Origin of the sequence: Mesorhizobium sp. M2E.F.Ca.ET.209.01.1.1, from assembly GCF_004010375.2 — a bacterium.
GTDB lineage: Bacteria > Pseudomonadota > Alphaproteobacteria > Rhizobiales > Rhizobiaceae > Mesorhizobium.
The window spans coordinates 1-291 of sequence record NZ_SADP02001159.1 but is presented as its reverse complement, the minus strand read 5'-3'; the positions used below and the strand labels follow the sequence as shown (position 1 = coordinate 291).

At 63.9% G+C, this 291-nt stretch carries 1 pseudogene; it reads right to left on the bottom strand.

The features are described from left to right. Positions 1–261, bottom strand: a pseudogene (locus EN852_RS39545) (RNA-binding protein); the annotation flags it as partial. Positions 262–291 lie beyond the last annotated feature (30 nt).

Below are 291 nucleotides of genomic sequence, written 5' to 3'. Positions count from 1 at the left end.
CTTCATGTAGCCCTGCTCGAAAGCATGGACGGCGGTCTTCGCCAGAAAGGCCGGCTCGACCTGCCAGGCGAGCTTCAGCACCTCGTCGAGCTGCTCGCGCGGCTCGGCGTAGAACGTGGCGTTGAACGTTCCCGTCGCCGCCAGCTGAGCCAGGGCCTGCTCGGGCGACAGGCGGTAGGCCTGGGCGCCCTCATGGTTCCTGGCATCAGCCGGCGGGAGCAGCTTTCCTGCAAACGTCGCAAACACGGATTTGTTTGCCACTGTCGTGATCCTTCTTGTCAACGCCAGGAT